This window comes from Bradyrhizobium sp. USDA 3650 (genome assembly GCF_054057395.1).
Genome location: NZ_JBSRZG010000001.1, coordinates 4,114,087 through 4,140,589, shown reverse-complemented (window position 1 = coordinate 4,140,589; position 26,503 = coordinate 4,114,087). Strand labels below are relative to the sequence as shown.

The 26,503-nt window shown below is 65.0% G+C and carries 23 protein-coding genes and 1 pseudogene; 10 read left to right on the top strand and 14 right to left on the bottom strand.

Going from position 1 to position 26,503, the window contains the following annotated elements:
* Positions 1-2 precede the first annotated feature (2 nt).
* Genes ACVIN2_RS19220 through ACVIN2_RS19210 form a run of 3 tightly spaced genes read left to right on the top strand, consistent with a single transcriptional unit; the run spans position 3 to position 3,326 of the window.
* Positions 3-860 carry an ABC transporter permease gene (locus tag ACVIN2_RS19220; RefSeq protein ID WP_456766741.1) on the top strand — a complete coding sequence of 286 codons (858 nt, stop codon included), beginning with the start codon at positions 3-5 and terminating at the stop codon, positions 858-860.
* Positions 857-2,596 carry an L-arabinonate dehydratase gene (araD, locus tag ACVIN2_RS19215; RefSeq protein WP_247284746.1) on the top strand — a complete coding sequence of 580 codons (1,740 nt, stop codon included), beginning with the start codon at positions 857-859 and terminating at the stop codon, positions 2,594-2,596. The genes ACVIN2_RS19220 and araD overlap by 4 nt, the downstream gene beginning before the upstream one ends.
* Before the next feature lie 10 nt (positions 2,597-2,606).
* Positions 2,607-3,326 (top strand): ribonuclease activity regulator RraA, encoded by a 720-nt coding sequence (locus ACVIN2_RS19210; protein ID WP_456766740.1) that lies wholly within the window; start codon positions 2,607-2,609, stop codon positions 3,324-3,326.
* Between the two features lie 192 nt (positions 3,327-3,518).
* Here the strand turns inward: ACVIN2_RS19210 and ACVIN2_RS19205 are convergent, their stop codons facing one another.
* Entirely contained in the window at positions 3,519-5,624 is a 2,106-nt protein-coding gene (locus ACVIN2_RS19205; RefSeq protein WP_456766739.1) for a S9 family peptidase, read from the bottom strand.
* A 334-nt stretch (positions 5,625-5,958) separates the two neighbouring features.
* Between ACVIN2_RS19205 and ACVIN2_RS19200 the strand changes: the two genes are divergently transcribed.
* Together ACVIN2_RS19200 and ACVIN2_RS19195 are read left to right on the top strand one after the other, a co-directional pair.
* Positions 5,959-7,395, top strand: coding sequence for an MBOAT family O-acyltransferase (locus ACVIN2_RS19200; RefSeq protein WP_456766738.1), 1,437 nt, complete (start codon positions 5,959-5,961; stop codon positions 7,393-7,395).
* The gene (locus ACVIN2_RS19195; RefSeq protein WP_456766737.1) at positions 7,395-8,507 is read left to right on the top strand and encodes a hypothetical protein; all 1,113 of its coding nucleotides are present in this window, start codon (positions 7,395-7,397) and stop codon (positions 8,505-8,507) included. The genes ACVIN2_RS19200 and ACVIN2_RS19195 overlap by 1 nt, the downstream gene beginning before the upstream one ends.
* A gap of 108 nt (positions 8,508-8,615) precedes the next feature.
* Here ACVIN2_RS19195 and ACVIN2_RS19190 read toward each other — a convergent pair.
* The 3 genes and pseudogenes from ACVIN2_RS19190 to ACVIN2_RS19180 form a co-directional block, all read right to left on the bottom strand.
* Positions 8,616-9,804 (bottom strand): annotated as a pseudogene (locus ACVIN2_RS19190) (pyridoxal-phosphate-dependent aminotransferase family protein).
* A gap of 107 nt (positions 9,805-9,911) precedes the next feature.
* A complete protein-coding gene (locus ACVIN2_RS19185) occupies positions 9,912-10,652 on the bottom strand; it encodes a thermonuclease family protein (RefSeq protein WP_456766736.1) in 741 nt (246 codons plus the stop codon).
* 165 nt (positions 10,653-10,817) lie between these two features.
* A complete protein-coding gene (locus ACVIN2_RS19180) occupies positions 10,818-12,545 on the bottom strand; it encodes a hypothetical protein (protein ID WP_456766735.1) in 1,728 nt (575 codons plus the stop codon).
* A 425-nt stretch (positions 12,546-12,970) separates the two neighbouring features.
* On the opposite strand from ACVIN2_RS19180, the gene ACVIN2_RS19175 reads away from it, so the two are divergent.
* Positions 12,971-13,819, top strand: a complete 849-nt coding sequence (locus ACVIN2_RS19175) for a caspase family protein (RefSeq protein WP_027515065.1) — start codon at positions 12,971-12,973, stop codon at positions 13,817-13,819.
* Between the two features lie 186 nt (positions 13,820-14,005).
* Here ACVIN2_RS19175 and ACVIN2_RS19170 read toward each other — a convergent pair whose 3' ends face one another.
* The 3 genes from ACVIN2_RS19170 to ACVIN2_RS19160 all read right to left on the bottom strand — a co-directional run bounded on the left by ACVIN2_RS19170 (position 14,006) and on the right by ACVIN2_RS19160 (position 16,595).
* On the bottom strand, positions 14,006-14,893 hold the full coding sequence (locus tag ACVIN2_RS19170; RefSeq protein WP_456766734.1) for an efflux RND transporter periplasmic adaptor subunit: 888 nt from the start codon (positions 14,891-14,893) through the stop codon (positions 14,006-14,008).
* Between the two features lie 324 nt (positions 14,894-15,217).
* Positions 15,218-16,342, bottom strand: a complete 1,125-nt coding sequence (locus ACVIN2_RS19165) for a lactonase family protein (protein ID WP_456766733.1) — start codon at positions 16,340-16,342, stop codon at positions 15,218-15,220.
* 121 nt (positions 16,343-16,463) lie between these two features.
* Entirely contained in the window at positions 16,464-16,595 is a 132-nt protein-coding gene (locus tag ACVIN2_RS19160) for a hypothetical protein (RefSeq protein ID WP_354127119.1), read from the bottom strand.
* A gap of 138 nt (positions 16,596-16,733) precedes the next feature.
* On the opposite strand from ACVIN2_RS19160, the gene ACVIN2_RS19155 reads away from it, so the two are divergent.
* Entirely contained in the window at positions 16,734-16,910 is a 177-nt protein-coding gene (locus tag ACVIN2_RS19155; protein WP_456766732.1) for a hypothetical protein, read from the top strand.
* A 96-nt stretch (positions 16,911-17,006) separates the two neighbouring features.
* Positions 17,007-17,129 carry a hypothetical protein gene (locus ACVIN2_RS19150; protein ID WP_256379023.1) on the top strand — a complete coding sequence of 41 codons (123 nt, stop codon included), beginning with the start codon at positions 17,007-17,009 and terminating at the stop codon, positions 17,127-17,129.
* A gap of 70 nt (positions 17,130-17,199) precedes the next feature.
* Here the strand turns inward: ACVIN2_RS19150 and ACVIN2_RS19145 are convergent, their stop codons facing one another.
* From ACVIN2_RS19145 to ACVIN2_RS19125, 5 genes are all read right to left on the bottom strand, one after another.
* On the bottom strand, positions 17,200-17,559 hold the full coding sequence (locus ACVIN2_RS19145) for a hypothetical protein (protein ID WP_456766731.1): 360 nt from the start codon (positions 17,557-17,559) through the stop codon (positions 17,200-17,202).
* A gap of 202 nt (positions 17,560-17,761) precedes the next feature.
* Positions 17,762-18,679, bottom strand: a complete 918-nt coding sequence (locus tag ACVIN2_RS19140) for an MBL fold metallo-hydrolase (RefSeq protein ID WP_456766730.1) — start codon at positions 18,677-18,679, stop codon at positions 17,762-17,764.
* A 93-nt stretch (positions 18,680-18,772) separates the two neighbouring features.
* Entirely contained in the window at positions 18,773-19,978 is a 1,206-nt protein-coding gene (locus ACVIN2_RS19135; protein ID WP_456766729.1) for an NAD(P)/FAD-dependent oxidoreductase, read from the bottom strand.
* Positions 19,979-20,079: 101 nt separating this feature from the next.
* Positions 20,080-20,370, bottom strand: coding sequence for a hypothetical protein (locus tag ACVIN2_RS19130; protein ID WP_456766728.1), 291 nt, complete (start codon positions 20,368-20,370; stop codon positions 20,080-20,082).
* A 98-nt stretch (positions 20,371-20,468) separates the two neighbouring features.
* On the bottom strand, positions 20,469-21,428 hold the full coding sequence (locus ACVIN2_RS19125) for a helix-turn-helix domain-containing protein (RefSeq protein ID WP_456766727.1): 960 nt from the start codon (positions 21,426-21,428) through the stop codon (positions 20,469-20,471).
* On the opposite strand from ACVIN2_RS19125, the gene ACVIN2_RS19120 reads away from it, so the two are divergent.
* Positions 21,406-21,762 carry a hypothetical protein gene (locus ACVIN2_RS19120; RefSeq protein WP_456766726.1) on the top strand — a complete coding sequence of 119 codons (357 nt, stop codon included), beginning with the start codon at positions 21,406-21,408 and terminating at the stop codon, positions 21,760-21,762. The genes ACVIN2_RS19125 and ACVIN2_RS19120 overlap by 23 nt on opposite strands.
* Here the strand turns inward: ACVIN2_RS19120 and ACVIN2_RS19115 are convergent.
* Positions 21,759-24,422: a bifunctional diguanylate cyclase/phosphodiesterase gene (locus ACVIN2_RS19115; RefSeq protein WP_456766725.1), complete on the bottom strand. Its 2,664-nt coding sequence runs from the start codon at positions 24,420-24,422 to the stop codon at positions 21,759-21,761. The genes ACVIN2_RS19120 and ACVIN2_RS19115 overlap by 4 nt on opposite strands.
* 140 nt (positions 24,423-24,562) lie before the next feature.
* Entirely contained in the window at positions 24,563-25,279 is a 717-nt protein-coding gene (locus ACVIN2_RS19110; protein ID WP_456766724.1) for a hypothetical protein, read from the bottom strand.
* A 187-nt stretch (positions 25,280-25,466) separates the two neighbouring features.
* Between ACVIN2_RS19110 and ACVIN2_RS19105 the strand changes: the two genes are divergently transcribed.
* Positions 25,467-26,492: a LysM peptidoglycan-binding domain-containing protein gene (locus ACVIN2_RS19105; protein ID WP_456766723.1), complete on the top strand. Its 1,026-nt coding sequence runs from the start codon at positions 25,467-25,469 to the stop codon at positions 26,490-26,492.
* Positions 26,493-26,503 lie beyond the last annotated feature (11 nt).

Here is a 26,503-nt window from a genome sequence, read left to right as displayed (position 1 = left end):
TCATGGGCGAAGCCAAAATCCTGCTGCGTGAGGCGCCGGTCGCCGGCAGCGCAGCCGAAGTCGAGCGCAAGCTGAGCGTGCTCGAGCTGTTGTGGAACGATGGGTTTGTCCGCAAGACCGTCATCATCCTGTTCCTTGCGGCGGTCTGGGAGGCCTACGGCCTCACCCTCGACAATCCCCTGCTGTTTCCGACGCTGCACGACACGATCCTCACGCTCTACGATCGCGTCAAGGACGGCACGATTCCCATGCGGGCCTGGGCTTCGCTGAAAGTGCTGTTCATGGGCTATTCGGCCGGCATCGCGCTCGCCGCGATCTTCACCGTGCTCGCGATCTCGACCCGCATCGGCACCGATTTCCTCGAGACTGTCACGGCGATGTTCAATCCGCTGCCGGCGATCGCGCTGTTGCCGCTCGCTTTGATCTGGTTCGGTCTCGGCAACGGCAGCCTGGTGTTTGTGCTGATCCATTCGGTGCTGTGGCCGGTCGCGCTCAACACCCATTCCGGCTTCAAGAGCGTATCCAACACGCTGCGCATGGTCGGTCGCAATTACGGCCTGCGCGGATTGCCTTACGTAGCGAAAATCCTCATCCCCGCGGCGTTCGGCTCGATCCTGACCGGCCTCAAGATCGGCTGGGCCTTCGCCTGGCGTACGCTGATCGCGGCCGAGCTGGTGTTCGGCGTGTCGTCGGGGCAGGGCGGGCTCGGCTGGTTCATCTTCGAAAACCGCAACCTGCTCGACATACCTGCGGTCTTCGCCGGCCTCTTGACGGTGATCATCATCGGGCTTTTTGTCGAGAACCTGATCTTCCGCGCCATCGAGCGGAACACCGTGCAGAAATGGGGCACCCAATCATGACCAAGAAGAAACTAACGCCCGACCAGCTCCGCAGCGCGCGCTGGTTCGCACCCGACGATCTCCGCTCGTTCGGCCACCGCTCCCGCACCATGCAGATGGGCTACGCGCCGGAGGAGTGGAAGGACCGCCCAATGATCGCGATCCTCAACACCTGGTCGGACGCGCAGCCCTGCCACATGCACTTCAAGTCGCGCGTTGACGACGTCAAGCGCGGCATCCTGATGGCCGGCGGCCTGCCGCTGGAGCTGCCGGCGTTGTCGCTGTCGGAATCGCTGCTCAAGCCGACCACGATGCTCTATCGCAATCTGCTGGCGATGGACGCCGAGGAGCTGCTGCGCAGCCATCCGGTCGACGGCGTGGTGCTGATGGGCGGCTGCGACAAGACCACGCCGGCGCTGCTGCTGGGCGCCACTTCGATGAACATTCCGGCGATCTATCTGCCCGCAGGTCCGATGCTGCGCGGCAATTGGAAGGGCAAGACGCTCGGCTCTGGCTCGGACGGCTGGAAATACTGGGACGAGCGCCGCGCCGGCAAGATCTCCGACAAGGACTGGCTCGACATCGAAGCCGGCATTGCCCGCAGCTACGGCACCTGCATGACCATGGGCACGGCTTCCACCATGACCGCGATTGCCGAGGCGATCGGCATGACGCTGCCGGGCGCCTCCTCGATTCCCGCCGCTGATGCCAACCATATCCGCATGGCCTCCGAATGCGGCCGCCGCATCGTCGAGATGGTCTGGGAAGATCTGACGCCGAAGACGATCCAGACCCGCAAGGCGTTCGAGAACGCGATCGCAGTGGCGATGGCGATGGGCTGTTCGACCAATGCGATCATCCATCTGATCGCGCAGGCTCGACGCGCCGGTCTCGACATCGGCCTCGACGATTTCGAGATTGCGAGCCGCAAGGTGCCCGTCATCGCCAATGTGCGGCCGAGCGGCGATGCCTATCTGATGGAGGACTTCTTCTATGCCGGCGGCTTGCCGGCATTGATGGGCCAGATCAAGCCGCATCTGCATCTCGACTGCATCACCGTCACCGGCAAGACCGTGGGCGAGAACATCGATGGCGCCGAGGTTCACAACGACGACGTGATCCGCTCGATCGACAATCCCATCTACAAGGAAGGCGCGCTCGCCGTGCTCAAGGGCAATCTCGCGCCCGACGGCTGCGTCATAAAACCCTCCGCCTGTGCGCCGCGCTTCCTCAAGCATACCGGGCCTGCGCTGGTGTTCGATGACTATCCGTCGATGAAGAAGGCGGTCGACGATCCCGATCTCGACGTCACCGAAGACCACATTCTCATCTTGCGCAATGCGGGGCCGCAGGGCGGACCGGGCATGCCGGAATGGGGCATGCTGCCGATCCCGACCAAGCTCGTGAAGCAGGGCGTGCGCGACATGGTGCGGATCTCCGATGCGCGCATGAGCGGCACCAGCTACGGCGCCTGCATTCTGCACGTCGCTCCTGAGTCTTATGTCGGCGGACCGCTGGCGCTGGTGCGGAACGGCGACCGCATCACGCTCGACGTCGCCGCGCGCACCATCAATCTTGACGTGTCGGAGGCCGAGCTCGACAAGCGCCGCGCCGCCTGGAAGCAGCCCGAGCGCCGCTTCGAGCGCGGCTATGGCTGGATGTTCACCAAGCACATCAAGCAAGCCAATGACGGCTGCGACTTCGACTTCCTCGAGACAGATTTCGGCGCACCGATCGGCGAGCCGTCGATTTACTAGAGAGCGTGACATGACCAAACTTACCGAAGCCACCCGCAACAAGCTCAAATCCGTCTCCACCGCCACCGTCGCAACCGCGTTGTTCAAGCGCGGCCTCCGCATCCAGATGATCCAGGATGTGCACCCGCTCAGTGCCGGTCAGCCGACCATGGTCGGTGAAGCCTTCACGCTGCGCTACATGCCGGCGCGCGAGGATCTCAACACCATTGAGGTCTTCAAGGACCGTTCCCATCCGCAGCGCAAGGCGGTCGAGGATTGCCCGCCGGGTTCGGTGCTGGTGATGGACAGCCGCAAGGACGCTCGCGCGGCTTCCGCCGGCGCGATCCTGGTCACGCGCTTGATGAAGCGCGGCGTCGCCGGCGTCGTCACTGACGGCGGTTTTCGCGATTCGGCCGAGATCGCCAAGCTGGGTATCCCCGCCTACCACCACCGCCCGAGCGCACCGACCAATCTGACGCTGCATCACGCCATCGAGATCAACGTTCCCATTGGCTGCGGTGACGCGCCGGTGTTTCCAGGCGACGTCATTCTCGGCGACAGCGACGGCGCGATCGTGATCCCCGCGCATCTCGCCGACGAGATCGCCAACGAGACCTTCGAGATGACCGCGTTCGAGGACTTCGTCACCGAGGAAGTCAACAAGGGCCGCGGCATCTTCGGTCTCTATCCGGCGACGGACCCGCAGACGCTCACCGACTTCGCCGCATGGCGGAAGGCGAACGGCCGCTAAGGACGGTAACCCGTCCCACAATTTCCGCCGTCGTCCTGGCGAATGCCAGGACCCATTACCCCAGGGAGGAGTTTGGCGAAGACCCGCAGTCGTCGTGCTTTCGCCCGGTACTGACACCGATCTTTATCGGATAGATCACGCGGTATGGGTCCTGGCTTTCGCCAGGACGACGATGGGGAGGCATATGAGCGCCTACACCCCGGCCTCCGCCATTCCCGCCGCCCACAGCGCGAATGCATACACGATCGCGACTTCATCGAGCCGGTTGAAGCGTCCCGAGGCGCCGCCATGGCCGGCGCCCATGTTGGTGCGGAGCAGGACCGGGCCACCGCCGCTCATGGTCGCGCGCAGGCGGGCGATCCATTTGGCGGGCTCCCAGTAAGTGACGCGCGGATCGGTCAAGCCGCCCATCGCCAGGATCGCGGGATAGTCTTTCGCCGCGACATTGTCGTAGGGCGAATACGACAGGATGGTGCGGAAATCCTTTTCGCTCTCGATCGGGTTGCCCCATTCCGGCCATTCCGGCGGCGTCAGCGGCAGCGTGTCGTCGAGCATGGTGTTGAGCACGTCGACGAACGGCACTTCGGCGACGATGCCGGCGAACAATTCGCCGGAGCGGTTCGCCACCGCGCCCATCAGCATGCCGCCGGCCGAGCCGCCGTGGCCGACGATGCGCTTTGCACCGGTGTACTTCGCATCGATCAGCGCGCGTGCGCTGGCCGAGAAATCGTCGAACGAGTTGGTCTTCTTCTCGCGCTTGCCGTCGAGGTACCAGCCCCAGCCCTTGTCGGCGCCGCCGCGGATATGGGCGATGGCGTAGACGAAGCCGCGGTCGACCAGCGACAGCCGGTTGGCGCTGAACGAGGCCGGCATCGCCATGCCGTAGGAGCCGTAGCCGTAGAGCAGCAGCGGCGCCGCGCCGTCGAGCGTGAGCCCGCGGCGATGGAGGATCGAGACCGGCACCTCGGCGCCGTCCTGCGCCTTCGCCATGATGCGCGTCGTGACGTAGTCGGCTGCATTGTGGCCGGACGGAATCTCCTGCCGCTTGCGCAGGGTGCGCGTACGCTTGACCATGTCGTAGTCGTAGACTTCCGACGGCGTCGTCATCGACGAATAGGAAAAGCGCAAATTCGTCGTCTCGAATTCGTAGGAGCCCATCGTGTCGAGCGAATAGGCCGCTTCGTCGAACGCGATGGCGTGCTCCTCATTCGAGGCGAGGTCGCGGATCACGATCGACGGCAACGCATTGGCGCGCTCCAGCCGCACCATGTGGCCGGCATAGAGATCGAGGTCGATGATGTAGATGCCCGGACGATACGGGATCAGATCGCGCCAGTTCTTGCGCTCGGGTGAAGCGAGCGGCGCGGTGACGATCTTGAAGTCGATCGCGTCGTCGGCGTTGGTGAGGATGAAGAGTTCGTCGCCACGGTCCGCGAGCGAGTATTGCACGCCTTCCTCGCGTGCCGCGACCAGGCGCGGCGGTGCGTCGGGGGTGGCGAGATCGATCAGCCGCTGCTCGGAGGTCTCGTGGTCGCCGCCCGCGATGACGCAGAAGCGGCCGCTGGTGCTCTCCTGCAGATGGGTGAACCAGCCGGAATCCTGCTCTTCGTAGACCAGCGTGTCGTCGGCCTGCCCGGTACCAAGCTTGTGCCGCCACACCTGCATCGGGCGATGATTGTCGTCGAGCTTCACGTAGAAGAAAGACGTGGCGTCCTTGCTCCAGACCACGCCGCCGTCAGTCTCCTCGACGACGTCGTCAAGGTCCTTGCCGGTCGACCAGTCGCGCACGCGGATGGAGAAATATTCCGAGCCCTTGGTGTCGGCGCTCCAGGCCTGCAGCCTGTGGTCGTTCGAGTGCCGGCTGCCGCCGAATTTGAAGTATTCATGGCCTTTGGCCAGCGCATCGCCGTCGAGCACGATGTGGCCCTCGCCGCCATCGCGCGGCATGCGGCCGAACAGCTCGTGCTGGCCGCCTTCGCGGAACTTGCGGAAATAGGCGAAGGGACCATCGGGCGACGGCACGCTGGAATCGTCCTCCTTGATCCGCCCCCGCATCTCGCGCACCAGCGTCTTCTGCAGGGCTGCGGTATGGCCGAGCAGGCTCTCGGTGTAGTCATTTTCTGCGTCGAGATATTTGCGGATGTCGGGATCGAGCACTGCGGGGTCGCGCAGCACCTCCTGCCATTTCTCGTCCTTCAGCCAGGCATAGTCGTCGGTCACGGTGATCCCATGCCGCGTGAAGGAATGCGGCCGGCGCGGGGCGACGGGGGGCTGGGATGGTGTTTTGGCTTGTGTCACTCGATCCTCATCATGTCACGTTCGCGCGCGGCTTCTTCTTCACCTCGCCCCGCTTGCGGGGAGAGGTCGGATTGCATCGAAGATGCAATCCGGGTGAGGGGGGCTCTCCGCGAGTCTCGCTGTCACCGTCCTCGTGGAGACTCCCCCTCACCCCAACCCTCTCCCCGCAGGCGGGGAGAGGGAGAAGATGCGTCCTGCCTTATATCGTCCCGATTCCACGAATTGCCAGCGCCACTGCGCCAAGGACCGCGCCAGAATAGCGCCAAGTCGCCGGGTTGTTGATCGGTCCCTTCTATGCTTTAGGCTTCCTAATCCCCGCCGCCGGTCCAGCCTGATGCTGTTCAATTCCTACCCGTTCATCCTGCTGTTCCTGCCCGCCGCGCTGGCGGGCTATTTCTGGCTCGGGCGGCGCAGCAATCTGGCGCCGGTGATCTGGCTGGCGGTGGCCTCGCTCACCTTCTATGCCATCGGCAATTGGCAGTTCGTGGCCCTGTTGCTGATATCGATCGCCTTCAACTACGGCATAGGCCACCTTCTCATCGTGGCGAAGCTCACTTCGTCGCAACGCAAGGCGGCCCTTGCCCTCGGCGTCGCCGGCGATCTCCTGGTGCTTGGCGTCTTCAAATATGCCGGCTTCGTCGCCGAGAACGTCAATGCACTGGCCGGCACGCACTTTGCGGTCCATATCCTGCTGCCGGTCGGCATCTCCTTCTACACCTTCACCCAGATCGCGTTCCTGGTCGACGCTTGGCGCGGGCAGGTCGCGGCCTACGCGCTGCCGCACTACGCGCTGTTCGTGACATATTTTCCGCATCTGATCGCGGGGCCAATCCTCCACCACAAGGACATGATCCCGCAATTCGAACGGGAGGAAACCAAGCAGCCGCACGCGCATCTGATCCTGTGCGGAATCATCATCTTCGCAATCGGGCTGTTCAAGAAAACGTGCCTCGCCGACGGCATCCAGCCGCTGGTCGCGCTCGCCTTCGATGCGCGCGCGCCGAGCTTCGACCAGGCCTGGCTTGGCGCGCTCGCCTACACGTTCCAGCTCTATTTCGACTTCTCCGGCTATTCCGACATGGCGATCGGGATATCGCTGATGTTCGGCATCTTCCTGCCGGTCAATTTCAACTCGCCCTACAAGGCCACCAGCATCGTCGAGTTCTGGCGGCGCTGGCACATGACGCTGTCGCACTTCCTGCGCGACTATCTCTACATTCCGCTCGGGGGTAACCGTCGCGGCCGCGTGCTGCGCTACGTCAATTTGCTGCTCACGATGTTGCTCGGCGGGCTCTGGCATGGCGCGGCCTGGACATTTGTCATTTGGGGCGCGCTGCATGGCGCCTATCTCTGTATCAATCACGCTTTCAATGCGCTGGTGCCGAATGTTCCGAAGTTGCTCGCGCGCCCAACCCGCGTCGCGGGGGCGGTGCTGACATTCCTCGCCGTCGTTGTCGCCTGGGTCTTCTTCCGCGCCGAACGGGTCGATTGGGCCATGCGGATCCTGAATGCGATGGCCGATCCTGGGAACATCGTGTTCGGCCGCGAAGAGATTGCGGCCTCGGTGATGGTCGCAATTTATGCCGCGCTGGTGTGGCTGGCGCCGAACACGCAAGGCATCGTGGGGTACGATCACGCCAATCGCAGGGTCGGCGACGGCCTGATGGCCGGACGGATGCGGCCGCTGGTCCTCTATGCTGCGTCGCTGGTGCTTGCGTTCGGGATTCTGGGTATCCAGAGCCACAGCGAATTCATCTATTTCCGGTTCTGATGCGAGGCGCGTTCACACATCCAGGGCGTCTTCTCCTCGCGAGCATCGCGTGCGTGCTGGGCGCGGCTGCGCTCACCTATGTCATCGATCCCCTGCAGCTGTTTCGGCCCTCGCGTCTGGTCGCGCCCTTTTATTCCGACGACACGCGCGTGCAGAATGCCGGGTTGATCCGCAGCCAGTCGTTCGACACCGTCTTCATGGGCACCTCGCTCGCGATCCATTTCCGCCAGAGCGACATCGACCATGCGCTCGGCGTGCACTCGCTCAAGCTGGCGATGACCGGCTCCAATTCGCGCCAGCAGGGGTTTGTGCTGGAGCAGGCAATCGACCGCGGCGCAAAGCGCGTGATCTGGGCGATGGACGATTTCATCTTTGTCGATGCGGCCGACATTGAGACCGATCCTTATCTTTCTGCCGATCTCTATCGCGGGACGGCAAAAGGCATCGCGTCCTATCTGTTCAGCGCGGCGATGGCGAAGGAATCCCTGTTTGCGCTGCTGCGGACGGTTCCGCCGCTGCGGCAGCCGCTGACCCGGGCCGCGCCTTATCTGCCCGTCAAGTTTGCGCTTGAAGACGTCGACGATATCTATGCATTGCCGCGCGATACCGACGTCGCGCGCGCCTATAATGCGAAAAGGACGCTCGCGGCCTTCGCCTATATCACCGATCCCGTACGCAGCCGCTTTCTCGGCGAAGGCTATCGTTACGACGCCATGGTCCGGCATTTCGAGCGTGACACCGTCGGCCTGATCGCGCGCCATCCGGACGTGACCTTCGACATCTACTTCCCGCCTTATTCGATCCTGCAATTCATAGCGATGCGCGATGCGTCGCCTGCGACGCTGAAGATCGTCACCGACCTCACCGCCGTCATGGCGCAGCGCCTGACGCAGCTTCCCAATGTGCGCCTGCACGATTTTCGGGCGATCAAGGACGTGACGCACAACCTCGACAATTACGGTGACGTCATCCACCATTCGCCGGTCGTCGATGCGAAGGTGCTGTCGTGGCTGGCGCACGGGGAATATCGGGTCGATCCGAAGGCGCCGCTTGCGTCGCTGAATGAATTGAGAGCGCAGGTCGAGGCGTATCGGATCCCGCCGCTGCCGTAGCCCGCATGAGCGAAGCGACATGCGGGGCCTCATGCAAGAATCCCGGGTGTCGCTTCGCTCACCCGGGCTACAAGATTGCTCCCACAGGGGAGAACGAAAAAAAGGCGTCTACACCGCCACCTCTTCGCCGAGATACGCGACCGCTGCCTCGAGCCCGCCTTTGCCGTGCGGGATCTTCAGCGCGTTCAGCCCGACCTCGATCACCCCCAACGTGCCGAGCAGCATCGGGGCGTTGACGTGGCCCATATGGGCGATGCGGAAGGCTTGTCCCGAGAGATCGCCGATGCCGGTGCCGAGCACCACGCCGCACTTCTCCTTGCAATAGCGTTGCAGGATTGCCGGATCGTGGCCGTTGCTCATGGTCACCGTGGTCACGGTGTTGGAGCGTTCGCTGGCTTCCGCGACGTTGAAGCCGAGCACCTGGCCTTCGGACCACGCGCCAACCGCGCGTCGTGCGGCCTCGCCGAGCAGGCTGTGGCGGCGGAAGGCGTTCTCCAGCCCTTCCTCGTGCAGCAGGTCGATCGCCTGGCGCAGCGCGAACAGCAGATGGACCGGCGCGGTGCCGGCATATTTGCGATAATGCTCGCTGCCCTCGCGCTCGCTCCAGCTCCAATAGGGCGTGCTCATGTTGGCGGTCTTCTGGACCTCGAGCGCGCGCGCATTGGCCGCGACGAAGCCGAGGCCGGGCGGCGTCATCAGGCCCTTTTGCGAGCCCGACATCGCGACGTCGATGCCCCATTTGTCCATCTCGAACGGCATGCAGCCGAGCGAGGCGACAGTGTCGACCATGTACAGCGCCGGATGGCCGCTCGCCTTGATCGCCTTGCCGATCGCCTCGATGTCGTTCTGCACGCCAGACGCCGTGTCGACCTGGACGACGACGACGGCCTTGATCGTATGCTCCTTGTCGCGGCGCAGGCGCTCCTCGACCTCGTGCGGCCGCACCGCGCGGCGCCAGTCGCCCTTGAGCACCTCGACCTCGGCACCCATCAGCGCTGCGGCATGGCCCCAGCCGATTGCGAACCGTCCGCTTTCGAGCACCAGCACCTTGTCGCCGCGCGACAGCACGTTGCTCAATGCTGCTTCCCAGGCGCCGTGACCGTTGGCGATGTAGATGTAGGACTTGCCCTTGGTGGCAAACAGTTTCGAGATGTCGCTGAGCAGGCTCTCGGTCAGATCGGTCATCTGTTTGGAGTAGATGTCGATCGCCGGACGATGCATCGCCCCGCAGCACCTCGTCGGGCATATTGGTGGGCCCGGGGATGGCCAGAAATTCCCGGCCCGCGCGAACGGTCATTGCTGTTGGTCCTTGTTGCCTGAGAACAGGATGGTGGGTCGCTGATTCACACTTTTACGCGGCGCTGCGGTGCAAGAAAAGGCCGGAAAACGCAGGTCTGAATTGGGTTATCTCTTAGTCTCGCGGCAGCCCGCATCTTCGGCTTCCTCCACCGAGCAGAACCAGCGCGTGCCCTTGCTGATCTTCATCTTGATCTGCGCATACCAGCGGCTGGTCGGCCGGTGATAGATGCATTCGCCGGCGGAGTTGACGTTGCCCTTGATGGTGCAGTCCGGCGAGGGAGCGACCGGGCCCGAGGCCGAAGCGAGCAGGATCGCATGCGCGCCGTCGGGCGGCTTGGTGGCGCCGAGGATAGTGGTCTTCTTGTTGCGCTCGCGCCAATCCCAGGGCGCGATGAAGGCGCCCTGCCACATGCCGGCCTTGGCCTCGCGCGCGGCCTTCTCGTCCGCCTCATAGTCGTGCGACATGCGGGTGTAGGCCAGCGCCCAACCTGCGCGCACCAGCCATTTCTGGATATCCTCGCCGCCGACATCGCAGCGCGCCACGGTGCGGCCGCGCCGGTCGATCGACCTCGCATGGCAGATCCAGCTCTTGCCGTCGGCGTATTTGGCGAACTCGTCGCGGGCCGCGATGCCGCAGGTCCAGCGCTCGCCCTTGTTGTTGAGGCAGAGCTGGTCGACCGCGGGCGCGTCGATGCCGCCGAGCCTGATCCGCGTGTTGCCGATCATCACGGCGTCGCCGGCGCGAACCTTTGCGGTGCCGGTGATGTCGGCGGCCTCAGCCTGCGACGGCAAGCCGGGGACGGATAAGGCGAGCAATGACAGCGCAATCAGGAATTTCCGCAACATGCCGGTCCGCGTGTGATGAAAACTGCGATAGACCTCGCAATTGTGGTCGGCTTTTGTCCGCCCGGCCAGCATATGCCTGGCAGTTGGGCTTTCAACTTACTGTCATCTTTCGTCTCCACGGCGCAGAAGTGGTGGGTTACGCTTCGCTTACCCACCCTACGAAACCTATCCCCGCGCCATCGCCCGCTTGGCCACCGCGAGCCCCATCAGCACGAACGCCGACGTGACCTCCGGACCGCCGACCAGAATCCGCGTCGGCGTCTTCATCTTGTTCCATTCATAGGCACGGAACGGGCCGCGGCGACCGCCTTCGCCGAGGCTCGCGACGATCACGTTCAGCGCCGGCGCAAAGGCGCGTGGGTCCGCGCCGAGATGGCCGAGCGCGATCAGCGCGAGCGCTGCGTCGAACACGTTCATCTCGGCGGCCATCAGCTCGCCCTTGACGTAGGAGAGCACGCGGTGGCGGATGAAATCGAAATCGCCGTCGGGATCGATGATCGCCTGCGCCGCCAGCGGCAGCGCCAGGAAGGCGGCGTAGCAGCGGCCGAAATAGGCGCTGTAGAGCTCCGGCAGATAATAGATGTGCGAGCGCGGATTGGCGAAGGCGCCGCTTGCTGCCAGCCGCTTCTGGAAGCCGATGATGCGATGCACGGTGGCAAGCCGCGCCGGCGTCTCCAATACTTTCCAGCGCGCGAGGTTGCGGAAGCTGACCTCGAGAATGTCGAGATTGAGCGTCGGATCGAGATCGTTGCCGTAGGGCCGCTCGCCCTTGAGATTGTCGATCCAGGTCGCAACCCCGCCCTCATAATCGATATTGTCGTTGATCGGCACGGTCACGCGCGGCTCGTTGACGCCCGCCTGTACCTGATAGCCCGCGTAGAAATCCAGCAGCGGCTGGTCGAGGATCGGATCGATGCAGCCGGCCTGCGTCGCCGCGGAGATCGAGCACGCCGTGGTGTCGCAATCCGGCACGTAGACGCCGAAACCGAGGTCCTGCTTGATCTGGGCGAAGTAGCGCGAGAAGCGCGGATGCGGTGCGGGCGCGAGCGCGGTGATGACGTTGAACCGCGCGCCGTCGACGCCCTCGACCTCTTCGCGGCTGATGTTGACGCAGAAATCGACCATGTCGGCAACCGCGCGCTCCGCCGCAATCTTGTCGGCGAGCGAGGCCAGCCCGGTCTCGACGTAACTCAACAGCGCCTCGATGAAGAACGCGTCGTAATAGGCCGAGCGGTGCCGGATCTGCACCGGCTCCCACATCGGTTCGGCAACCCCTCGCCAGGGCGGATTGACGACTGCGCGCGCCGGCGATCGCGCGATGAAGACACGGGCGAGGTTGAACAGCAGCGAGGAGTTCTTGTAGCCACGCGCGTTGAGGCCCGTGAGCGCCATGGTCAGCTCGCGCCCGCGGAAATCGGGATCGCCGATCAGGTTGAACGCGGCGTAGGTCGGCAGAAAGCCATTTTTGCGGTACGAGCCCAGCAGATGCTGCGCGCAGTCGCGGATCACGCCGTCGATCTGCGATGGCTGCGGCATGGCGCCGGTGAACATGGCCGGCGGCGGCTTGGGATGATCCAGCGCGATGCTGTCGACGAGATCGGCAACGGGCTGGCCGACCGCCGCCCAATCGGGCTCGGCCTCGTCGCGGGCGCGCACCAGCGCCTGGCGCAGCCGGGCCAGTTTGCCTTCGTCGCGCAGCTCGGGCAGTCCGGCCCGGCGGAGCAATACCCGCAATGCGGGATTGCCGAGCGCGGTCTTGTAGAACTTGGCCAGATGCGGATCGCCGCTGGCCGCAACAGACAGTACGGGATCGCAGACGTCGTAAAGCGAGGGGCCGTCCTTCCGCGCCGTCAGCGCCCGGCAGGCGGCGCCGGCAAAATATTGAAAGCTCATGAAATAACCTGGTCGCGGGAATTGGCTGGGGGGCCGGCCGGCACGCTCCCAGCCGCGTGCCACCCCCTGCAAGTCGTTGAAAAAGCTACCCGGATTCGCAGGAAATACAAATGTGATGACAGTCACAGAAAAAGCCGGCACGAAGCCTGCATAATCAGGCTCCGGAAGGCTACGGGGACGCAAAAAAATCACACTTTTGGCGGTGACAATTAGCTCGTACTTCCAGTGACTTAGCTCAAATTTTCGGCGATCTATTGCGGGGGAGGCGATATCCGGTTAAGGCTTTGTTTGGTGCGGCGCCGCAAATTGCGCGCAATTCGGGGGCACACCCCCGGCCAATCCCTCAAACCCAAAGACGCTATCGCGCTACTCAAACAGTGTGCGCGTGCTTGGCTGGTCTTTGGCACTGACAGGAATGACGCGAGATGAATGTAACGCAGCTCGACATTTCCCGACGCACGATCGCGGTGGCCGCAGCCCTCATCGGCACGGTCTCGCTCGTGATCGGCGCCCATGCTGCCCTCAACATGCGGGCGCTCGATGCCGCCAAGGCCGTTTCGACCGACCAGGTCACCGGTTCGATCGGCCAGGCCTCGCGTCTCGCCCTCGTCATCGGCAATGGACACTACCCCGACGCCAGCGCGCCCCTGACGCAGTCGATCAACGACGCCCGCGCGCTGTCCTCGTCGCTGCGCAAGAACGGTTTTGACGTCGACATGGTGGAAGACGCGACCAAGGACGACATGGTTCGCGCCGTCAATCGCCTGAAGTCCCGGATCAAGCGCGACACCGTCGTCATGCTGTTCTTCGGCGGCTACGGCGTACAGGCCGGCCGCGAGAGCTACATGCTGCCGGTCGATGCCGTGATCTGGAAAGAAAGCGATGTCCGCCGTCACGGCGTCTCCATCGAGGGCGTGCTTGACATGATGAAGGAGCAGGGCGCCAAGGCCAAGCTCGTCGTGGTCGACGCCTCCCGCCGCAATCCCTATGAGCGTCGCTTCCGCTCCTACAGCCACGGCCTCGCGCCGATCAGCGCGACCGACAATGCGCTGATCCTCTCCTCGGCTTCGCCCGGCAAGGTCGTCGACGACGGCAAGGGCGAGCACAGCGTGCTGGTCAGCGAGTTCCTCAACAACCTCAATGCGCAGGGCAGCGCCGAGAGCGTCTTCAACAAGACCCGCCTTGCCATCTCCCGCGCCAGCGAAGGCGACCAGGTCCCGACCGTCTCCTCCTCCCTGCTCGAGGACGTCCATTTCGGCGAAGCCGGCGGCTAGTTTTTCTTAGCGCTGGTAGGGTGGATTAGCGAAGCGTAATCCACCACTTCTCTCGTCAGCATGGAAAGCAAAGAGGTGGATTACGCCTTCGGCTAATCCACCCTACGATTGACGTGCTCAGCGCACATCTGCCTCTCCACCGTCATTGCTTCGTCGCTTTGCTCCTCGCAATGACGATCGCGGGGACTACTTCGCCGCTTCCGCGGCCATCACCGTGCGCACCGGATCGCCTTCGCGCAGCAGCGCGCCGGCGCGGGCGACGACGATATCGCCTTCGTTGAGGCCGTCGCGGATCTCGATATTGCCGCCCGACATCAGTCCGACCTCGACGCGCTTGGTCTCGACGCGGTTGCGGCGGATCACCTGCACGACGGTGCCGGCGGAGGAATACTGCACCGAGGTTAGCGGCACCGCGACATTGCAGCTCTGGCCCGACTTGATCAGCGCACGGCCGCTCGCATTCAGCAACAGCCGCTTCTGCGAGGAAATGCCGATATAGACCATGCCCTGCTGGATGTTCGGCTCGACCGTCGGGCCGATGCGGCGCACCTTGCCGTCGATGTCGCCGGCGCCGGCGATGCGCACCGTCGCCACCTGATTGACTGCGAGCTTGCGCATATCGCTGGTCGCGACCAGGGCGACGAGATCGTACTCGCTGCGCGCCACGATCGTGAACAGCGCCTCGCCCTTGGCGGAGGCGAGGTTGCCGATCTGCGCGGTCGACGTCGCGATCACGCCTGCGACGGGGGCGGTGACCTGAAGCGTGCCGCCCTCGGGCAGTGCCAGCCGCGCCAGCACCTGGCCGGCGGTGGTGGTGTCGCCGGCTTCCGCCAGCACCTCCGTCACCTTCAGGCCGGGCCGCTCCGGCCGCACCGAGCTTGCCTCGCGCGCGATGATCGTGCCGGTGCCCTCGACGATGTCGGAGAAACAGGATTTTGCGACCTTCAGCACCGTGACCGCCGGCCCCTTGGGCGCGTCGTCATCGGCGGCGGCAGCGGGCTGGGCCGACAGCACCAGCAGTCCGGCGAGCGCAACGAGATGTCTGGAAACAGGACGCGCAGGCAATGAACGCATGGGTCATTCCGGTTGGGGCCTTGACGGCCTCATCGTTAGCAGAAGCGATCGCTGCGAGCCAAGGGCACATCAGGGCCGGCCGGATGAGAATGCCGCCGCAGCACGGGCGGCGCGATGCCGCCCGTTGAATTAGTCTTCGGGGCCGGCGCCAAGGTTCGCTGTCTTCCACCGTCCCTGCGGCCATCCTTCGAGGCGCCCGCCTGCGGCGGGCCCTCAGGATGAGGTCATGCCTCGCGGCGGGATGTCAGACCCTCATGGTGAGGAGCCCGCCAAAGCGGGCGTCTCGAACCATGCAGGCCGAACTCGTCCCGCAGCGGAGCAATCTCACGGCAGGCTCAAGAACTCCACCCAGTTCGGCTTCTTGCCGGTGGCGTAGGATTTCAGCTTGGCGAGTGCCCCGCTGCTCTGGTCGATGGCATAGACCGTCATGCTGTCGGCGAGCTCGCCCACTGCGGCAAGGTAGCGCCCGCTGGGATCGATGTGAAAGCCGCGTGGCTGCTTCTCGGTCGGCACGCTGCCGATCGTGGTCAGCTTGCCATTTGTCGCATCGACCTTGTAGGCGGTGAGCGTGCTGGTGGTACGCTCGGAGGCGTAGAGGAAACGGCCGTCGGGGGTGATTTGGATGTCGGCGGCCCAGGGCTTTCCGGTAAATCCTTCGGGCAGCGCGCTGGTGCGCTGGATCTCGTCCCATGCGCCGCCCTTGGCCTCATAGGCGAACGCCGCGACGTCGCCGTTCAGCTCGTGGAGGAGATAGACGAACTTGCCGTTGGGGTGGAATGCGAAATGCCGCGGCCCCGATTTCTCCGGCACCTTGTGGGCCGGCGGATCGCTCGGCGTGAGCGTGCCGGTCGTGGCATCGAACGCGAAGGCCAGGATCTGGTCGGAGCCGAGATTGGTCGCGAACGCGAAGCGGTTGTCGGGCGAGGGCAGGAAGGCGTGCGCGTTCAGCCCGGTCGGGATCACCTGCTTCGGCTCGCCTGCGACGCCGTTGGCGAGCAGCGGATTCAGCGCGACCTTGTTGCCGCCATAGGAGGCGCTGAACAGGAATTTGCCGCTACGGTCGATGGCGATATTGGCCATGCTGTCGGCGAGCGGGCCGTTGCCGAGATGGCTGAGCTGGCCCGTCTTGGGATCGATCGCAAAGCTCACCGCGAGAAACGGCTGCGAGCGGACACCGGCGATCAGCACGCGATGATCGGGCGTGATCGCGAGCGGCGTCGAGGAGCCGGGCTTTTCGACGCCGGTGAAGGCGGCCGTCTGCACGGGCGTCATCTCGCCGTTCTCGGCCATCTTGAACACGCTGATGTCGTTGCTGTCGGCGTTGCCGACATAGGCGAAGGTCTCGGCCATGCCGGCGCGGACTCCAGAAATGAGAGTGAGGAAAGCAAGCGTGGTGGCGATCGCGGCGCGGGGTACGCCGGATCTGATGCGTCGGGTCGGTCTCAGCATGGGGTCCTCCTGGATGCCGGTGCGGCATTTGTCGTTTTGCCGGCGAGGATAGCGGCAGCCGCCCCGCCGCGCCAAACTCCAATTGGGATCGATCGATGCCGAAATGGTATCGGTGGGAAACCTACCGTATCGCCGCTGTGCGGGAGGGCAGATGAGGCCCGGGCGGGGTGTGGGGCGGCCCGAGCACGGTCCACACGGTGACCGCGAGCAGAGCGCAGGTCAGGATCGTCCAGGCGACGAGTCGTTTCCGCATCAGGCCGAATCCGTCAGTCACATGAATGAGAATGCTCCCGGGGGCGGGCCTGGCGATCGTGCGCTGCAAATCGCGGCGATCCTGTGAACTCGTTCACAGCCGAACCGAACCAATACCGCGCGAGCGCATTGAACCGGCATGCCCCGTGAAAACGATCTCGAAGGTAAGCCCGACATGGGCGGCAAGCATGGCGGTCAGGCCGGCCAGCCCAAGCTGCCGCCGCGCCCGCGTCAGGGCGAGCGCGACGAGGACGTCGTGGCAAAGCGCCACACCGGCCAAACCGATCCCGACTCCGCGCCGACCAAACCAAAATAGCACCTCGCCCGCGCCGCCCGCGCACTGGGAACGGCAGCCTCGCCTTGCCGTTACCCTGATCCCGCGGGCGGAGCAGATCGAAACGGAGGCTGGCACGTGTTTTGGATTTATTGGGACACCGCCTGGTCGCTCATCATCAGCGGCATCATGTTCGCGACCATCGTCGCGCATCCCGATGCCGAGTTCGTCGAGATCCACGCGGCCAAGCAGGTCAAGTGAGCCCGCGCCGGCCGGTTCAGCGGCGCGTCATCGTATGCTGGGCCGAGCCGGGACATCAGAATTCAAAATCTCAAATCATGCTGCCCGGCATGAAGCAGCGGATCTTGGCGCGGCCGTTGACGTAATACGGCCAGACCATGGTGCGGCCGGCGCGGTTCGGCTCGGTGATCACGGTGTCGTCGGGCACCTCGATCCAGTCGCCCAGGAGTCGCACGCGATAATGTCCGTTGCTCGTGTCCCAGTCGACATCGTCGAGCGCGGTGCCGTCGGCGTCGGCGCAGCAGGGACCGCCGCCCTTGCTGTGCAGGCTCTCGAACCAGCCCTTGAGGGGAGAGTTCGCGTAGCGACCGTCGTCGCGGGCCTGCACGGATGGGCCGATCATGGCAGCAACCGCTACGAGAGTGACCATCCTGAATGCCGCGATCGCCATATCGCCTCGCTCGATCTCGCGCGCGTACGAGCGCAGACGAGGAGCCGCCTGCGCGGCACGTGACGCAATGCTGGCTGGCGCCGCCGACCGGTTCCAGCCGTCTCAGCGGGGCGATAACCGCGAGGGTCGATGTTTGATCCTATTTTCAAGGGCGCGGACCTATCGAGTCCGCGCCCTGCTTCGTTTCTAACCCGGCAAGCGGTCAGTAGTCCCAGAACACCGGCACCCAACGGAAGGCGTCGCCGTCGGCAGCCACCCGGCCCACGGACGGGAACGGCAGGTGCGTCGCCACCAGCATTTCGCCGGTCTCGGCAAGCTGTCGCAACAGATGAACGCGAACGCGCGCGGCCTCCTCGGGGTCGTGTTCGAAACCGTTAAACCAGTCGGGTTGCTCGAACCCGACGGCAAACACGGCATCGCCGGCGAATGTCAGCGCGTCATCGCCGGACGCCATGCGAACCACGCTGTGTCCGGGCGTGTGGCCGCCGGTGCGACGGGCGATGACGCCAGGCGCAATCTCTTGCTCGTCATCGAACAGCCGCAGCTGAGGGCCGTACTCCTTCAGGAACTGCTTGGCGGTCGATCGCAGCGCGTCCGGAAACCCTTCCGGCATGGCGGTGCGGGAGAAGTCAGGCTTTTCCCAGAACTTGACCTCGGCGGCCGCGACGTGGATCCGCAGGTCCTTGCGCAGCTGCTGCTTCACCCCGTCGACCAGCAGCCCGCCAATGTGGTCCATGTGCAGATGGGTGAGCACCAGATCGGTTACCGCCGAAAGATCGATGCCGGCGGCCGCCAGTCGCCTGATCAACTGCCCGGCGCGCGGCAAGTTCAGGTTCGGGTCCGAGCCCAGTCCGGCGTCGATGAGGATGGTCTTGCCGCCGCTGCGGGCCATGACGGCGTTCAGCGCCCAGTCGAAAGCATCCTGCGGCAGGAACATGTCGTGCAGCCAGGTCGCCCGCACGGCCGGGTCGGCGTTGTGCGCGAGCATCTTGGTCGGCAGCGGCAGCACGCCGTCGCTGACCACCAGCACGTCGATCTCGCCGATCTTCAGCGCGTAGCGCGACGGAACGAGCTCTTCGGGTCCCGATGACACGGGATATGAGGTGTTGTGCAGATTCATGTTGGTCTCCTGGTTCAAAGATAGAGGCTTCCGGCTGGTGGTTGAGCAGGCCGCGCCGCCGGGGGAGAGCGCAGCCCGTGATCGCTTGGTGCGCTAGACTTCGGTCACCCGTTCCGGATCGGCCGACGCGAGCGCCAGGGCGCGCTCCGCCTTCGGCGGATAGATCCAGACGGTGTTGATCTCACGCTTGGTCTTCTTGGCGACGTCGCCGACCAGCTCGACCTTGCGCTCCCATCCGCGTGTGAACAGCGCGCCGGCTTCGCCGAGGTCCAGGCAGGTGACGTAGGCCTTCTGGTGGTAGGGCCTGGTCGGAACGCCGAGCAATTCGGCCGCGGCATTATTGCCGGCAAAGGCGCCCATTCGCGTGGCGTGCTGGCACGACATCAGTGCGTAATTGCCCTCGGCGTCGCAGGCGGCGCGTGCTGCGTCGCCGGCCGCGAAGACACCCTGAACGCCTGGCACCTGCAAGAAGCGATCGACCAGCAACCGTCCGAAATTGTCGCGCTCGGCGGGAATCTGCCCGGTCAGCGGCGCTGCACGCATGCCCGCCGCCCAGATCACCGTCTCGGTTTCGATGTGCTCACCGCTGGACAAGGTGACGCCGGTCTCGTCGAGCGCGGCGACGCCGGCACCGAGCCGTGTCTCGACGCCAATCTTGCGCAAGGCTTCCTCGATGACGGGGCGGGCGCCTGCACCCATGTCGGGTGCGATCGCAGTGTTGCGATCGACGATGACGACGCGCGTCCTGGCATTGGGGCCCAGGATTTCGCGCAGCCGCGCCGGTATTTCGGTGGCCGCCTCGATCCCGGTGAAGCCGCCGCCGGCGACGACGACCGTGTCGCGTCCGTTCACGGCAGGCCGCTCCGCGAGGCCATGCAGATGCTTGTCGAGCGCAACGGCGTCGTCGAGCGAATCGACGCTGAAGCCATGCTCGGCGAGGCCCGGAATGTTCGGACGGAAGAGCCGGCTGCCGGTGGTCACGACCAGGCGGTCGTAGGACAGCGTCTTTCGCGCGCCCTTCGCGGGCGTGATCTGCACCGTTCGGGCCTCAGTGTTGATCGTCTCGGCGCTGCCCTGGATGTAGTCGACGTCGATCGCCTCGAGGACCTCGAGCAGCGGGGCCGTCAGGGTTTCCGGCTTCGGCTCGTAGAGCCGCGGACGGACCACCAGCGTCGGCTCCGGTGAGACGAGCGCGATCTGCAGATCTTGCGGCGAGACGCCCCGGATGTCGCGCAGTCGCGCTGCGGAAAGGGCGGCGTACATGCCGGCGAAGCCGGCGCCGATGATGACGAGTCGCATGGATTTTCTCCTTGGTTGCTGTTCGAAAGATCGCGCACGACCGCGCTGCTGCGTTGAGGGCAGCGTCCGGCGTCGGCGCGTGGGTGGGTTGGGTCGCTGGCTTAGGGCCCGATGCAGCGTGCCATCACCGATCTCGGCGGCTGGCCGTAGCCCATGACGACGGGCTGAGGCTCATTTCGACCCCAGTCCTGATAGGGAAGGCCGGCGCCATTTCGGATCATGATGGAAACGGGCGGGTGTGCCGGGTGCATGTTGTAAGCCGGAATTTCCACTTCCTCGCCCGTCGCCGACGTGAAGCGAACGGCCAGCGAGAGTCCGTACAAGGTCGCGGTTGCGAGGCTCCGGCGGCGTGATGAGATCAACCGTCGGCTGACGAAATCTTTCCAGGTCATCTTTGGTCTCCCTCGATTGGTCTGGACATGGAGATGATGTAGCTGACCCGATTTGCCGTTGCCCCAGCGCGATTGCCGTCGCTGTCGAGAGATTGCTGCTAACGCATGCGCCTGCGCCAATCGCTCGGCGTCTCGCCCGTCAGCTTCTTGAATGCCGCGGCGAAGGCGGTCTGCGAGGAATAACCAAGCGCCGCGGCGACCGACACGATCGATTCGTCGCTCTCCCGCAGCATGTTCATGGCCTGCTCGAGCCGGTGCTGGCGCAGCCAGGCATGCGGCGACAGCCCGGTGCTCTCCTTGAAGGACCGGCAGAAATGAAAGCGCGACAGACCTGCATCGGATGCCAGCGCATCGAGCGAGACGTCCGCTTCGCTGTCGGAGCGCAATCGTTCGATCGCACGGAGCAGGACCTTCGGCGCCAGCCCGCCCATGGTCGGCTGGAACGTGGTCGGCGATCCCGCATGCGCAGCCAAAAGGCGCGTGGCCAGAAGATCGGTGAGCTGATGCCGGAACAGCGTATCAAGGATGCCATGGCTTACCAGCGAATCCGCCGCGCTCAGGAGCAGTCGGGACGTGATCGTGTCGGGATGCGCCGTTCGCTCGATCAATTCGGCGGGCCCGGCGGTCCCGGCCTCGCCGGCGATGCGCTGCAGCGTTGCATCGGGAAGGTAAAGCTGCACGACGTCGACGGGCTTCGGAATGTCCCATCGGGAGCTCGACCCTTCTGGAACGATGTTCACGACCCCCGGACGAAACGTGCCGATCGCGATCGATTTTCCCGAGCGCCGCTCCATGCGCTGCATCACGCCTTTGTGCGCCATGATCACGTGATGGCGCATGGGTTCGACGACGTCGTGCAGCGGATCATGCTTCCAGTGCGCGATACCGGCACCGGAGGCGTCCAGCGCCACGCGAAACGGCTGGGTCCTGAGCACGCGCGCCATCTCTCCGTCTGCGGCGCGCCGCTCGGAGTTCGAGCGGTCGTCAGGCTGTGCGTCGGGTGCGGGCAGCAAGCCCTTGTGCGAGGGATTGCGCATGAGTGCAGTGTTCCCGGTCATGATGTGGCTCCTGCTGATCAACTCGGGCTTTCGATCAGTCGTCCGCATTTGTACGGAACGGCGCGTGTTCTATGCGCCGCGATTGCGGTGCGTATTTCCTGAACTCGGCATGCTTTGTCCGATCCTGCTCCAAGCCGGCCCGCGCTTTCGCGAACGCACGGTGAGCGGGCGGGGAGGAGAAGTGCTTGTGAGAAAAGGGCGCTGGCCGCCACACCGCCGCCACATCGATGTCGCGATTGGGCACGCTTGTGGCGTGGAACGGTTGGATTTCAAGGCGGACAAGCCTCGTCCGGAAATCCTCCAAACGGAGGGACGGGGCGACCGGGGGCGCTAGGCTGCGGCCGCTTGTGCCGACAACAGCTGCTTCAACTTCGCCGCCGGCACCGCAGGGCTGAACAGCCAGCCCTGCATCTGGCTGCATCCGAGCTGGAGCAGCACTTTGCGCTGGGCTTCGGTCTCGACGCCTTCCGCGGTCGTCGCCATGTGGCGGGCGGCGGCCATGTGCACCACCGCCTGCACGATCGGCGAGGAATCCTCGGGTTCGCCGATGTCGCAGATGAAGCTGCGGTCGATCTTGATCTTGTCGAACGGGAAGCGATGCAAATAGCTCAGCGACGAATAGCCGGTGCCGAAATCGTCGAGCGCGATGCGCACGCCGAGTTCGCGCAGCTGCTGCAGGATCGTCAGCGCCTCCTGGTCGTCGCGGATCAGGACGGTCTCGGTGATCTCGAGCTCGAGCCGTCCGGGCGCGAGACCCGACTCGGCGAGCGCGGCGGCGACCTTCAGCGCCAATGTCCGCGCGCGGAACTGCACCGGTGAAACGTTGACCGCGATGTGGATGTCGCCGGGCCAGGAGGCGGCCTCGGTGCAGGCCTGCCTCAGCACCCATTCGCCGATCTCGCCGATCAATCCGGTCTCTTCCGCAACCGGGATGAAGTCGGCGGGCGAGACCATGCCGCGCTCCGGATGGTGCCAGCGCAGCAGCGCTTCGCAGCCGGTGACGACGTTGGCCGCGAGATCGACCAGTGGCTGGTAGTGCACCTCGAATTCGCCGCGGGCCAGCGCCTGGCGCAGATCGAACTCGAGCTGGCGGCGCAGCCGCGCCTTGGCGTCGTATTCGGGCGCGAAGACACGGAAGGTGCGGCGGCCCTCGGATTTCGCCGCATACATCGCGAGATCCGCGCGCTTGAGCAGATCGTCGAGATTGTCGCCGTGGTCGGGTGCGATCGCGATGCCGATGCTGGCATCGGTCGGGATTTCCTGGCCGTCGCAGTCCACGGGCGCGCGCAGCGCCGTCAGGATCTGCTCGGCGAGGGCCGTCAGCTCGGCCACATCGCGGGTGCCGGCCTTGACGATGGCGAATTCGTCGCCGCCCAACCGTGCGACCATGTCGTTGCCGCTGATGCAGGCGCGCAGGCGGTTCGCGACCTGGCGCAGCAGCTCGTCCCCGACCTCGTGTCCGAGCGAATCGTTGACGCCCTTGAACTCGTCGACGTCGATATAGAGGATCGCGAACGGCTTGCCCTGGGCAAGCTCCGCGACGCGCCGCTCCAGATGGCCGCGCATCAGCACGCGGTTGGGCAAGTCGGTCAGCGCGTCGTAATGCGCCATATGCGCGATGCGCTCGTCGGCGCGAATGCGTTCGGTGACGTCGTCATGGGTCGCGAGCCAGCCGCCGGCGGTGCCGGGCTGGTTCTTGATCTCGATCAGGCGGCCATCGGAGGTCTCGACGATCGTGCTCTGCGTCTGCCCGGCATTGCCCAAAATGCCATCGCAATAGGAATCGACGTCGCCGTGGAACGAACCGGTGTCGTGGCGATGCTGGATCACGTCGCGGAAATACGCGCCGGGCTTCACCACGTCGGCCGATAGGCCATACATCTCGATGTAGCGCCGGTTGCAGACGATCAGCCGCTCGTCCTGATCGAACATCAGGAGACCCTGCGTCATCGTGTTCATCGCGGTATCGAGCTGGTGCTTCTCCACGGCGAGACGGCGGGTCATCTGGCGGAAGATCAAATACAGTGTGAGCACGAGCAGGCCGATCGACAGCACGGCGACGGCCACGAAGAATTTCGTTTGCGTGTGCCATGTCGCGAGCGTCGCATCCAGCGACTTGGTGGCAACCACCACCAGCGGCTCGCCGGTCAGGAGGCGTGCGGCGACGATACGATCCTTGCCGTCGATCGGGCTTGCGAGCTGGGTCGTGACGAAGGTGCGCTCGAACACGGCCATCTGCTCGGGCGTGCCGTTGCGGAAATTCTGACCGATCATCGCGTCCACATGCGGAACGCGCGCGAGCAACTGGCCGTTCTGGTGGTGCATCGCGATCGAGGAGTCCTCGCCGAGCCCGCTCGAGGCGAAGAAGGATTCGAGCTGGTCCGGCGCGATCGCACGTGAGACCAGCCCAAGGAATTCGCCGTGAGGGCCGGAGACGCGGCGCGCGAACACGATCGCCGGTCCGCCGCCCAACCGTCCGGGCACCACCTCGACCTCTTCCTGCGAAGCCGGATTGTTCTTGAGGCGATCGAAATAGCCGCGGTCGGCGACCGAAACATCGGCGACCGGCCAGCGCCGCGACGAGTTGATCAGCACGCCCCTGGCATCGAACACGTTGGCGCCGGCGACGTCCGACCAGCCGCTGGCTTTGGCGCGCAGCACTTCGTGCACGGCGAGCGTGCCCATCTCGCTGCGGAAGACATCGGCGGACTCGATGCCGTGGCTTTCGAGCTCGGCGATGATGCTCTTCTGCAGCACCGCGAAGTCCTCGAACTCGCGGTCGAAATGGCGGGCGAGCAACCGGACCGCGCTCTCCAGGCTGTCGCGGCCGCTTTCGATTGCATTCTGCCGGAAGCGGTCGACGGTGAGCGCGGTGCCGATCGCCATTGCGGCCATCAGCACGAAGCCGCCTGCGATCAGCCATGTCAGCGGCGCGCCGCGCCAACGGCGCAGCAACGCGCGCATGCGCGCGCTCCATCGGATCGATGTGCCCATCCAGCCCTCCCGTGGGATGCAAGATGCGGCAAAACCGACAAGACCGCGTTACCAGTAAGGGTTAGGAAAACATGAATCGGAGCGTAATCAGAGGGTTGGTTCCATCGCCTGTCTGAAGGCGCGGTGAGCCCATGGTTCCCTCAGCGTCGGATCTCCCATCTCAACGCTTCCGCATTGGTCCTGGCGAACATCGCCGGCACGTCGAAGGTCCCGGTCTTGAGATCATAGCGGCAGCGCCAGTCGGCCAATCCCTTCACGGCGACGTTCTTCGGGTGCTTGTCCATTTCGCCCGACAAGGAGATCACGAGGTAACGGTTGTCCGGCCAGTGCACGCCGAGGCCGCGATAGGCCTCTTCGGTGCCTTTCACGAGATTGGCCGAGATGTGGTAGTCGAGCTTCATCTTCCCGGTGTCCGGGCGGCTGTGGAAATAGGCCCAAGCCAAGTCGCTGAACGAGGCCTTCGTCGCACTGACGAAGACGCCCTTCTCGACATGGTAGAGATAGAGGTCCTGCTCGCCGGAGCCGGTCTTCTGCATCCGCACCAGCCATTGCGAGTCGGGCGTGAAGCGGAAGCCGGCGCCGTAACCCTGCTCGGGCTTGAGCTCCGTCATCTGTTCGCCACGCCTCGCCCAAGCCTGCCATTTGACGTCGAAATCCCCGCTGTCCTTCATGTACTGCTCGATCCCCGTGGCGCCGTCGGGCGAGGTGAAGGCGAGATCGGCATTGTCGGTGAGGATGTAATCCGGCGGCGGGCCGGACGCGGCGAGCCCTGCAGTTGCGGCCAGCGTCAGGGCAAGCACGAGCCCAAGCAACAGCCCAGGCACCAGCCATTGTGCGGGACGGCAAAATGCGTTCACGGAAAGAATTCCTCAAGAAAAATGCCGCGATGCGGCCTCCATCATTTGACGCCGGCGGGGGTACGCCGGTTCATCCCCGGCGTGCCGGCTCATCATCCTATCGACCGTCTTGCTGCCGTGGGCAAAACGGCGCACCTTGCCGGGCCGATTGATTTGCAAGGTTCTTCCCTGATCAAGGTTCGTTCCGATGGTGACCGCATCCAAGGCCTTCATTGCATTCTGTCTGCTCGCGGTGGGCGGCACCGTGCTGGTGATCGGCCCCACCGAGCTGCGTCGCCTGCTGCCGATGGGGGCGAAGACCGACATCGCCGCCAGGCCGGAACCCAAGGTCGAGCAGAAGGTCGAGGCCAAAGTCGAACCCAAGCCGGAACTCAAGCCGGAAGAGCCCAAGCTCGCCGCGGTCGCGCCGCCGGCACCAGCTGCATCTCCGGCCCCCGAGCCGAAGGCGGGTGCACTGGCTGAAACCCAGAAGCAGGTCACGGCCGCGCTTGCCGATCTTGCACCGGTCAAGCCGCCGCCGGCGGTTGCCGATAGCGGCCCCCGTTTCGACGTCGCGCGCGTCGACGATCACGGCGAGGCGGCGGTGATCGCGGGCCAGGCGACGCCGGGCGCCAAGGTCGAGCTGCTGCGCGACGGCAAGCCGCTCGACACTGTGGTGGCGAATGCCTCGGGCCAATTCGTGATGACGCCGCCGCAGCTTCCCGCCGGTTCCTATGAGCTGACCCTGCGGGCGAAATCGCCTGACGGCACCATCACGCAATCCGGCCGCAGCATGCCGGTGGTGATCGCCGAAGCCGCGCCGCCGCCCGCGCGCCCTGCACCGGTCGCGCGGCAAGAGACGAAGCAGGAAGCGAAGGCCGAGAAGCCCGACGACAAGTCGGATGTCGTGGCATCGGTATCGGACAGGCCTGCGGCCCGGCCCCGAGTGATGGGCGCACCGAAACCAAAGAGCGGGTCGGGGGTCATGGCGCGGGCGCCCGCGGCCACGACCGTCGCATCGGCCTCGCCGGCGGACGCCATCAGCGGTGCACCGGCGGAAACAGGCGGCAGCCGGGTGATCTCCCGCGGCGACAGCCTGTGGGCGCTCAGCCGGCTCGCTTACGGCGACGGCGCCCGCTTTGCGGTGATCTACAACGCCAACCGCGCCAAGATCCACAATCCCAATCTGATCTATCCCGGCCAGACCTTCGTGCTGCCGCAAAAGGCGGAGTGAGGACAGCGCTT